Genomic DNA, 9,782 nt, shown 5'->3' with positions numbered 1-9,782 from the left:
GGGACCAGATTGTACATGAAATAGAAGGTCGCGACCTCGACCACCCGGATAACCGGCATGTCGAGATACTTGGCGACATATTCCATCACCAGGATCGTGGGGGCAACCGCGATGCTCTCGACATTGTTGACCGTGGTCGGGCAGCCATAAAGTCCCGCGCCAGCCGGGAACGGCGGTTTCAGCCGAGGCTGGCCCTTTTTGCCCTCAAGACTTTCGAGCATCGCGGTTTCTTCGCCGCAGATATACGCACCCGCACCACGGTGGACGAACACGTCGAAATCATAGCCCGACCCGCAGGCGTTCTTGCCGATAAAGCCCTCGTCATAGGCCTCGGCAACCGCGGCGAACAGCACTTCGGCTTCGCGGATATACTCGCCACGAATGTAGATATAGGCAGCGCGCGCGCGCATCGCGAAACCGGCGATCAGCGCACCCTCGATCAGCTTGTGCGGATCGTGGCGGATGATCTCGCGATCCTTGCAACTGCCGGGTTCGGATTCATCGGCATTGATGACGAGGAAGTTGGGCCGACCGTCCTTCGGCTCCTTGGGCATGAATGACCATTTCATGCCCGTCGGGAAGCCCGCGCCGCCGCGTCCACGCAGGCCCGATGCCTTCACGTCCTCGATGATCTGATCCTGCCCACGCGCCATTATGGCCCTGGTGCCATCCCAGTCGCCACGCTTTTGCGCCTCGGGCAGGTGCCATGGCTGGAAGCCGTAGAGGTTGGTGAAGATGCGGTCTTTGTCGTCAAGCACCCGCCATCTCCTTCAATGTCGTAGGGCCACCCTCGGGGCAGCTTGTCTGGCGGTCGATCTGCGGACCCGGCTTGGTCGGCAGGTCGTGAAGCAGCGCGTCGAGGACGGCGATGGTCTTGTCGTAGTCGAGGTCTTCGTAATTATCATCGTTGATCTGCACCATCGGCGCATTGGCGCAGGCACCCAGGCACTCGACTTCGGTCAGCGTGAACATGCCGTCGGGCGTGGTCTTGCCCTTCGACAGGCCCTTGTTCTTGCATGCGGCCAGAACATCATCGGACCCGCGCAACAGGCACGGCGTGGTGCCACAAACCTGCACGTGATAGCGACCGACCGGCGCGATGTTGTACATCGTGTAGAAGGTCACGACTTCATAGGCGCGCATGTACGGCATGCCGAGCAGGGTCGCGACGAACTCTATCACCGGGACCGGGAGCCAGCCCTGCGTTGTGGTCTCGGCACCAACCTGACGCTGGGCGAGATCGAGCAGCGGCATGACCGCCGACTGCTGGCGACCCGGCGGGTAGCGCGCGATGATGCCATCGGCGATGGCGGCGTTCGCCTGCGTCCACGCGAAGTTGCCCCAGCGTGTGCGGGTTTCAGCCTCGTTGGGGATGTGGGCTGTGTCAGACATGTGAACGAGCCCTCCGAGCTTCGAACCAATCAACTATTTTAAAAATTGCCAAAGTACCGTTGGTCAGAAGCCCAAACGCCAGCGCAACCAAAAGACAATTCACCACGATCTGCTGACCGTGATCGGCTAACAGCGAAACAGCAAAGGCAATTAACAGGAACGTCACCACCAGCGCCAACGCTAGTTTGAAAATGCCAAACTTAATTTGTTGTTCCGTAAGGTTTAAGTCTGCGTCACTCACCGGTCGCACTCCCCGAACACGATGTCCATAGCTCCTAGAACAGCGGTCGCGTCGGCGAGCATATGGCCCTTCAACATGAAATCCATCGCCTGCAGGTGGCTGAACGCGGTCGGTCGAATCTTGCAGCGATAGGGTTTATTACTGCCGTCGCTGACCAGATAGACGCCGAATTCACCCTTGGGGCTTTCGGTGGCGACATAGACTTCGCCGGCGGGGACATGAAACCCTTCGGTGTAGAGTTTGAAATGATGGATGAGTGCTTCCATCGACCGCTTCATTTCAGCGCGTTTGGGTGGTACGGTTTTGCGGTCCTGACTTGAAACCGGACCTTCGGGCATATCGTTCAGGCACTGTTTCATAATGCGGGCCGACTGGCGGACTTCCTCGACGCGGACCATGAAGCGGTCGTAGCAATCGCCGCGTGTGCCGACGGGGACGTCGAAATCCATCTTTGCATAGACGTCGTAAGGCTGCGACTTGCGCAAGTCCCAGGCGATACCCGAACCACGGAGCATCGGGCCGGAGAAGCCCCATTTCACCGCGTCGTCCTTGCTGACGATGCCGATATCGACATTGCGCTGCTTGAAGATGCGGTTGTCGGCGACGAGCGAAATCGCGTCCTCGAACAGGCGTGGCAGGCGGGTGTCGAGCCAGTCGGCGATGTCGGTCAGCAGTTTCAGCGGCACGTCCTGATGAACGCCGCCGGGCCGGAAATAGGCGGCATGCATCCGCGCTCCGCTCGCCCGCTCGTAGAAGTTCATCAGGTCTTCGCGGAGTTCGAACAACCACAAGTTCGGGGTCATCGCGCCGACATCCATGACGTGACTGCCAAGGTTCAGCGTGTGATTCATGATGCGCGTCAGTTCGGCAAAAAACACGCGGAGATATTGCGCGCGGATCGGCACTTCGATGTCGAGCAACTTCTCGACCGCAAGTACATAGCTATGCTCCATGCACATCGGCGAACAATAGTCGAGCCGGTCGAAATACGGCAGCGCCTGCAAATAGGTCTTGTACTCAATCAGCTTCTCGGTGCCGCGATGAAGCAGGCCGATGTGCGGGTCGCAGCGTTCGACAATCTCGCCGTCGAGTTCCATCACGAGGCGCAGCACGCCATGGGCGGCGGGATGCTGCGGACCGAAATTGATCGTGTAGTTCTGGATCGCGACGTCGCCGGGGGTCGGGTCGGCGGCATCGGACTCATGCAACATGGCTTCAATATGGTCGGCCATTACGCCTCACCCTTTGGCTTGCGAACACGTTTGGGTTTGGCGGCCTTGTTCGCGGCGGCCCCTGCCCCCGTCTGCGCTGGCGTGTCGGTTGTCTTTGGCGTCGGCGGCGGCGGGGTTGCGACCACGGCGTCGGCCTTTTTGATTTCGTCGGCTTTCAGCGGCGTCGGCGCGCCTTGTGCTTCGGGGACAGCGGCTTTTTCGTCGCCGGGCAGGGCATATTCGGCCCCTTCCCACGGTGACAGAAAGTCGAACGTGCGGAAGTCCTGCGCGAGTTTTACAGGTTCGTAGACGACGCGCTTGGCTTCCTCGGAATAACGGAGTTCGACATAGCCGGTCAGCGGGAAGTCCTTGCGCTGCGGATGGCCGCGGAAGCCGTAGTCGGTGAGGATACGGCGGAGGTCGGAATTGCCGCTAAACAACACCCCGTACATGTCGAACACTTCACGCTCCAGCCAGCCGGCGACCGGCCACAGACCCGTAACCGAAGGCACGGCCTGCGTATCGTCGGTCAGCACCTTGACCCGGATGCGGTGGTTCCTGGTCAGCGACAGCAGATGATAGACGACCTCGAACCGCAGTTCGCGCTCGGGATAGTCGACCCCGGCGATTTCCATGAGCTGCTGGTAATGCAATTCATCGCGCAGGGTGGTCATTACCGTGACGAGTTCATCACGAGCGACAGTCAGCGTGACTTCGCCGACGAGGTCGACAGCATCGACCAAGGACGCGCCGAGCACCGCGGTAACGGCTTCGATGACGCCGTCGTTTGGGGCATACACGGGAGCGCTGCTGATCACCGTTCGATCGTCCCGACGCGACGGATTTTACGTTGCAATTGCATGATGCCATACAGCAAGGCTTCGGCGGTCGGCGGGCAACCGGGGACGTAGATGTCCACGGGCACGATCCGGTCGCAGCCACGCACGACGCTGTAGCTGTAATGATAATAGCCGCCTCCATTGGCGCAACTGCCCATGGAGATGACGTATTTGGGCTCGGACATCTGGTCGTAGACCTTGCGGAGCGCCGGGGCCATCTTGTTGCAAAGTGTGCCCGCTACGATCATCACGTCCGACTGACGCGGTGATGCGCGCGGTGCCGCGCCGAAGCGTTCGAGGTCGTAGCGCGGCATGTTCACATGGATCATCTCGACCGCGCAGCACGCCAGGCCAAAGGTCATCCACCAGAGCGAACCGGTGCGCGCCCAGTGGAAAAGATCCTCGGTCGAGGTGACGAGGAAACCCTTGTCGTTCAATTCACCGTTCAGGTCGTTGAAGAACCCGACGTCGTTACCTGTGGATGGCTGGTTCGCATACGGCGCGCCCAATGGCGTCGCGTGGGTCAGTTCTACTCCCATTCGAGTGCGCCTTTCTTCCACGCATAGGCATAGCCAAGCATCAGTTCGGCAAGGAATATCATCATCGCCGTCCAGCCCTGCCAGCCGATGCCGTGCAGCGCCACCGCCCATGGAAACAGAAAGGCGGCTTCCAGATCAAAAATGATGAACAGGATCGCGACCAGATAAAAGCGCACGTCGAACTGGCTGCGGCTATCCTCGAACGCCGGAAATCCGCATTCATATTCGGTGAGTTTCTCCGGGGTCGGCTTATGCGAACCGGTGAAACGCGACGCCACCATCGGCAGGAATACAAACGCGCTGGACAGGGCCAACGCGATGCCGAGAAACAGCAGGATCGGCAAGTATCCTGCCGCTGCTGCAAAAACCGGCGATGCCATGAAACGCGACTCCGTAAGTGGGCAGACCTGCACCGTAAGCGGCGGCTTTAGGCCAGCGTTTTCCCCTTCGCAAGCGCAGCAGCACAGGGATTCCAGCCATGATCCAAGCGTAGCGCGCGCTTAGCGCAGCGACCCGGCCACCAGCTTATGCAATTTCGAATGCAGAACGTCATTTGCAGCCAGGAATTCGCTGCGCTCCATTGCCCGATCACCACCACGGAAATCGGTAACGAACCCCCCGGCTTCACGCACCAGCAACATACCTGCAGCAACGTCCCACGGCTGGAGATCGCTTTCCCAAAAGCCATCGAACCGACCAGCAGCAACCCAGGCCAGGTCAAGCGTTGCCGAACCGAGCCGTCTGATCCCCGCAACTTGCGGGGCAACGGCACCGAAGATGCGCGCCCACTGAGCCGAGTCACCATGGCCCAGAAACGGTATCCCGGTGGCGATCAGCGCATCGGGCAAGTCGCGGCGCGACGAAACGCGCAGGCGGCGGTCCATCAGCCAGGCTCCCCTCCCCTTTTCAGCCCAGAAACTTTCGTCGGTCAGCGGCTGATAGATCAGTCCCGACGTAATTTCGCGCTTGCCGTTCGGCATCGGTTCCTCGACTGCGATCGAGATCGAGAAATGCGGAATGCCGTGAAGGAAATTGGTTGTCCCGTCGAGCGGATCCACGATCCATCGCGGCTTGGTCGGGTCGCCGGGAATTTCACCGCTTTCCTCCATCAGCAGCGCCCAGTCGGGCCGCGCATGGTTCAGTTCGGTGTAGATCGCATCCTCGGCGCGTTTGTCGGCCATCGACACGAAATCCGCTGGGCCCTTGCGGCTGACCTGCAATTGCTGGACTTCATTGAAATCGCGACGGAGACGCGGTGCGGCCTTGCGGACCGCGCGGTCCATGATCGTCATCAGGCCGGAATGGGAAACCATCGCTCAGCCCTCAGCCCGCTTTACATAGGTCTGCTCATAGACATCCACCACAATGCGTGTGCCGGCACCGATATGCGGCGGGACCATGACGCGGATACCGTTTTCGAGGACAGCGGGTTTGTAGGATGATGAAGCGGTCTGCCCCTTCACGACAGCGTCGGCCTCGACGATCAGCGCCTCGATCGTGTCGGGCAGCTGCACCGAAATCGGCTTGTCGTCATAGGTTTCCATGACCACGTCCATGCCGTCCTGAAGGAAGGCCGCCGCATCGCCGAGAATACCGCGATCGAGCGTGACCTGGTCGTAATTGTCCTTGTCCATGAAGGTCAGCGCATCGCCATCGGCGAACAGGAACTGAAAGTCCTTGGTATCGAGCCGCACCTTCTCCACCGTCTCGGCACTGCGGAACCGGATATTGTTCTTGCGCCCGTCGATCAAGTTTTTCAGTTCGACCTGCATATAGGCCCCGCCCTTGCCCGGCTGGGTGTGCTGGATTTTCACCGCGCGCCACAGGCCGTTTTCGTATTCGAGGATGTTGCCGGGACGGATTTCGACCGCATTGATCTTCATGGGATTTCACCTGTGGCCCGGCACTGCGGGAGCGTTGGAACTTCAAAGAGCGAGCGCGCGCCTCTAGCGGGTCGGTGCTTTTCCGGCAAGGTAGGGATAAGGATCGACCGGTCTGCCCTCATACCACTTGTCAGTCGGGGCCATCTCGTGGATCGCAAAATGCAGATGCGGAGCCCCCGGATCGGCGTCACCCGTGCTCCCAACAAAGGCGATCATGTCGCCTTGCGCGACCGCCCGCCCTTCATGAAGCCCCTCGGCATAGCGGTCGAGATGCGCGTAATAATGCGACTGTTTTCGATCGGGCGTGCGAATGTAGATCGTGTGCCCGCCCGCCGCACTGTCGAACAGTTTTTCGACCCGCCCGGCGGCGGCGGCGAGGACGGGCGTTCCCTGCGCGGCCATGATGTCGATCGCGCGATGATCGCGGGTGCCGTCACCGCGCGGGTCGGTGTAGCTATCGGTCAAGCCGTTTTTGCCGATGCCCGCGACGGGGATCAGCAACGTCGCATCGGCAACGGTGGCAGGGGCCGAAGGCGGCGACGCACGGGTCAGACGGCTGGGATGCACCATGAAGAGAAACCCGCCGACGATCAATGCCAACAGCGTCAGAAAAGTCCACCCAATGCGGTTCATGATGCAGCCCCCAAAGTCCTGCCCCTACTCATGGCTGAAAAACAGCAGGCACTCCAGACTTTACCATCAGGGCAAGGCGCGCGGCGTCCCAGTTGGTCAGGCGAATGCACCCGTGGCTTTCCGCACGGCCGATCGTTTCGGGCGACGGTGTGCCGTGAATGCCATAGTGCGGTTTCGACAGGTCGATCCAGACGACGCCGACGGGACCATTTGGTCCGGGAGGCAGCACCGCTTTTTTATCCTTGTCGTTGGCATCCCAGAACAGCGAAGCGTTGTAGTGAAACTTCGGATTGTACGAGATGCCCTTGATCGTCCAAGTTCCGATCGGCAGCGGGTCGTGCGTTGATCCCATCGTTGCCGGGAATTGCGCGACCAGACGATCCTTGTCGTCATAGACCTTCAGGACGCTTTCAGATTTATCGACGACGACGCGCATAGCCTTGGGCTGGATCGCACCGACGTTCAGCGACTGGAGCGTCGCCAACCATGTCGCATCCTTTACTTCATAGGCGCGTGACGTCGGCAAGGCATTGGGAAACACCATTCGCGTGCCGACGGCCAGCCGCGTCCCCGGTGCGTTCAGCGCCACCAGCGTATCGGGAGTGGTATGGAAACGCTCGGCCAGCGCCTCGATCGCGTTGCGGTAACCGATTGCAGGCAGTTTGGCCTGTTCGAGCGGATCCTTGGGAAGCGGGTTGAGGAAAGGTCCGGCCAGCACGTCGGCACTAAGCGCCAGCGTCACAGTCGGCCGCCAGTCGCGATAGGGGTAAAGCGCCCGCAGCGTTTCGGGATCGGTCTTGCCCGATACGTTCAGCCCATTGGCGGTCTGGAACCCCTTGAGCGCAGCCACGAGCGATTGGCCGCCCTTTCCGTCGAGCACGCCTGGCGCGAACCCAAGCTTGTCGAGAATAACCTGAACGTGGAGGATAAAGCGGTCGGGTCCTGGAACTGCGGGACCCGATGATACGGGGGAGCCGGTCTTGGATGCGACCGTCTTCGGAGGAGCTGCTGCCTGTGTTGCCGACGTTAAGGTTGCCAGCACCACCGACCCAAACGTAATCGCAATCTTGTTCACGCAACCCCCTGCCTGCCGATTATACTCCCACAACGCCCAACCGCCGTTTTCGTTTCGCGACGAACCGAGTGCAGGCGTCGGATTTATCCAAGACAGGTAATACCCGGGGGGTTAGTGGCGTGATCATGGATATTTCACCCGCCAAGAACAGCAGCAATGCAAAATACGAACGCCACGAAGCATTGGCGGCCGGTCATTTCGGAGAGACCTGCGCTATTTCACGCCAACATGGCTCCGTGCCCGATCCCGACGTGTTCGCGCGACGGTATATCGACAATGAGCTGGGCGCGCACGAGCGTTGCTCCTTTTCAGCCGCGGAGGACCTTGGCAAAGGCGCGGACCCGCTCAGCAGGGTCGCCTGACCAGACCGCGCTGCTGACCGCCAGAAAGTCGGCCCCCGCGTCGATCAAAGGACGGGCGTTTTCGGGCGTGATGCCGCCGATTGCCACGCACGGCGCGCCAAACAACGTCTGCCACCATGTCAGGATCGCAGGGTCGGGCCGGTGCGACGTTTCCTTGGTCGCTGTCTGATAAAAGGCACCAAAGGCAACATAATCGGCGCCTGCTTCCCCGGCTTCCATCGCCAGGTGTCGGCTGTCGTGACACGTCACCCCGATCTGCACATCCTTGCCGAGTATCTCCCGGGCCTCGCGCGGATCTCCGTCATCCTGCCCCAGATGGACGCCATCGGCACCGAGCCGCTTGGCCAGACCGATGCTGTCGTTGATAATGAACGCAACCCCGGCATCGGCACAGGCACGCTGGAGCGGCGGGGCGAGTGCGGCAATCGCGTGGTCGTCAAGCCCCTTGAGCCGCAGCTGAAAGGCCGCGACGGGACCTTCACCGATTGCGCGGATCAGCTGTTCGGTGAACGCGGTATCGATCGCGGGCGGGGAAATCAGATACAACTGACATGCCGGACGCCGCTCGCGCGCAAACCGCTCCCCGAAATCGGCACCGAGCGGCGGCAGGTCGTCTTCGTTCGAGATTTCGGGGATCACTCTTCGCACTTGTAGATGCGGACCAGCTTTTCGAGCATCGCCAGCGCGTCGGCACGCGGTCGCTGGAAAGTGTTGCGACCAATGATCGAACCATTACCGCCACCATCGCGAATATCGCGCGCGTCCTGATAAACGGCGTCGGCACCCTTTGCCGCGCCGCCCGAAAATACGACAATCCGGCGACCGGCAAAGCTTGCCTGGACGACGTGGGCAACGCGCTTGGCCTGGGTGGACCAGTCACCGTTCGCATAGGCCGCCTTGGCATCCTCCTGCTCGATGTGATCGGTCGACAGTTTCACCTTGATGATGTGCGCCCCCAGCAGCGCGGCCATGTGCGCGGCATAGGCACCGACGTCGAGCGCCAGTTCACCCTTTTTGCTTAATTTGCCGCCGCGTGGGTAGGACCAGATGACCGTGGCAATGCCAACCGCCTTGGCCTGAGCCGACATCTCGCGGATTTCTTCCATCATTTCGAACACGCCCTCGGCGCCCGGATAGATGGTGAAGCCGATCGCGGCGCAACCGAGGCGAAGCGCATCGTCCACCGTGCCGGTGACCGCCTGATCGACTTCAGTGGCCCAGCTGTTGGCCGAATTGACCTTCAGGATTGTGGGGATCTGGCCCGCGAACGTGTCGGCCCCGGCTTCGAGCGGACCGAGGGGCGCGGCATAAGCCGAGAGCCCTGCGTCGATGGCGATCTGGTAATGGTAATGCGGGTCATAGGCGTCTGGATTGACCGAGAAACTGCGCGCAGGGCCGTGCTCAAAGCCTTGATCGACCGGCAAGATGATCAGTTTCCCCGTCCCGCCGAGCTTTCCTTGCATCAGGATACGCGCGAGATTGCCCTTCGTCCCCGGATTGTCCGATTCATAGTTGGCGAGGATTGCTTTGACAGTCGGTGTCATCGTTATTCCCTTAAGTTACTCAGTTTTCAGCGCGGATAGCGAAAGCCATGCTGCACTGCAATG

13 protein-coding genes are annotated in these 9,782 nt (G+C 60.7%); all 13 read right to left on the bottom strand.

Translation table 11 applies throughout. From position 1 onward, the window contains the following. Positions 1 to 758, bottom strand: a 758-nt coding sequence (nuoF, locus tag Q0R02_RS13545; RefSeq protein ID WP_293884325.1) for an NADH-quinone oxidoreductase subunit NuoF, incomplete at its 3' end; no start/stop codon positions are given. Next, entirely contained in the window at positions 751 to 1,392 is a 642-nt protein-coding gene (locus Q0R02_RS13540) for an NAD(P)H-dependent oxidoreductase subunit E (protein WP_293884324.1), read from the bottom strand. The genes Q0R02_RS13540 and nuoF, both read right to left, overlap by 8 nt. Next, complete coding sequence (locus Q0R02_RS13535; protein ID WP_293884323.1) at positions 1,385 to 1,633, bottom strand: hypothetical protein; 249 nt, start codon at positions 1,631 to 1,633, stop codon at positions 1,385 to 1,387. The genes Q0R02_RS13540 and Q0R02_RS13535 overlap by 8 nt, the downstream gene beginning before the upstream one ends. After that, a complete protein-coding gene (locus Q0R02_RS13530; RefSeq protein WP_293884322.1) occupies positions 1,630 to 2,865 on the bottom strand; it encodes an NADH-quinone oxidoreductase subunit D in 1,236 nt (411 codons plus the stop codon). The genes Q0R02_RS13535 and Q0R02_RS13530 overlap by 4 nt, the downstream gene beginning before the upstream one ends. Then, positions 2,865 to 3,662 (bottom strand): NADH-quinone oxidoreductase subunit C, encoded by a 798-nt coding sequence (locus Q0R02_RS13525; protein WP_293884321.1) that lies wholly within the window; start codon positions 3,660 to 3,662, stop codon positions 2,865 to 2,867. Before Q0R02_RS13525 ends, Q0R02_RS13530 begins: the two co-directional genes overlap by 1 nt. After that, positions 3,659 to 4,222: an NADH-quinone oxidoreductase subunit B family protein gene (locus Q0R02_RS13520; protein WP_293884320.1), complete on the bottom strand. Its 564-nt coding sequence runs from the start codon at positions 4,220 to 4,222 to the stop codon at positions 3,659 to 3,661. The genes Q0R02_RS13525 and Q0R02_RS13520 overlap by 4 nt, the downstream gene beginning before the upstream one ends. After that, positions 4,213 to 4,602: an NADH-quinone oxidoreductase subunit A gene (locus Q0R02_RS13515; protein WP_293884319.1), complete on the bottom strand. Its 390-nt coding sequence runs from the start codon at positions 4,600 to 4,602 to the stop codon at positions 4,213 to 4,215. Before Q0R02_RS13515 ends, Q0R02_RS13520 begins: the two co-directional genes overlap by 10 nt. A 120-nt stretch (positions 4,603 to 4,722) precedes the next feature. Further along, on the bottom strand, positions 4,723 to 5,535 hold the full coding sequence (locus tag Q0R02_RS13510; RefSeq protein ID WP_293884318.1) for an inositol monophosphatase family protein: 813 nt from the start codon (positions 5,533 to 5,535) through the stop codon (positions 4,723 to 4,725). A gap of 3 nt (positions 5,536 to 5,538) precedes the next feature. After that, positions 5,539 to 6,105 (bottom strand): elongation factor P, encoded by a 567-nt coding sequence (gene efp, locus Q0R02_RS13505; protein ID WP_293884317.1) that lies wholly within the window; start codon positions 6,103 to 6,105, stop codon positions 5,539 to 5,541. 63 nt (positions 6,106 to 6,168) lie between these two features. Continuing rightward, positions 6,169 to 6,738: a M23 family metallopeptidase gene (locus tag Q0R02_RS13500; protein ID WP_293884316.1), complete on the bottom strand. Its 570-nt coding sequence runs from the start codon at positions 6,736 to 6,738 to the stop codon at positions 6,169 to 6,171. Positions 6,739 to 6,766: 28 nt separating this feature from the next. Next, positions 6,767 to 7,666, bottom strand: a complete 900-nt coding sequence (locus tag Q0R02_RS13495) for a L,D-transpeptidase family protein (RefSeq protein ID WP_293884328.1) — start codon at positions 7,664 to 7,666, stop codon at positions 6,767 to 6,769. 455 nt (positions 7,667 to 8,121) lie between these two features. Further along, on the bottom strand, positions 8,122 to 8,811 hold the full coding sequence (gene thiE, locus Q0R02_RS13490) for a thiamine phosphate synthase (protein WP_293884327.1): 690 nt from the start codon (positions 8,809 to 8,811) through the stop codon (positions 8,122 to 8,124). After that, complete coding sequence (locus Q0R02_RS13485; protein ID WP_293884314.1) at positions 8,811 to 9,719, bottom strand: class I fructose-bisphosphate aldolase; 909 nt, start codon at positions 9,717 to 9,719, stop codon at positions 8,811 to 8,813. Before Q0R02_RS13485 ends, thiE begins: the two co-directional genes overlap by 1 nt. Positions 9,720 to 9,782: the final 63 nt, after the last annotated feature.

The organism is Sphingomonas sp. (assembly GCF_025353885.1).
Lineage (GTDB): Bacteria > Pseudomonadota > Alphaproteobacteria > Sphingomonadales > Sphingomonadaceae > Sphingomonas_O.
Note: the sequence above shows the minus strand (reverse complement) of the source record. Positions and strands in the feature narration are given on the sequence as shown.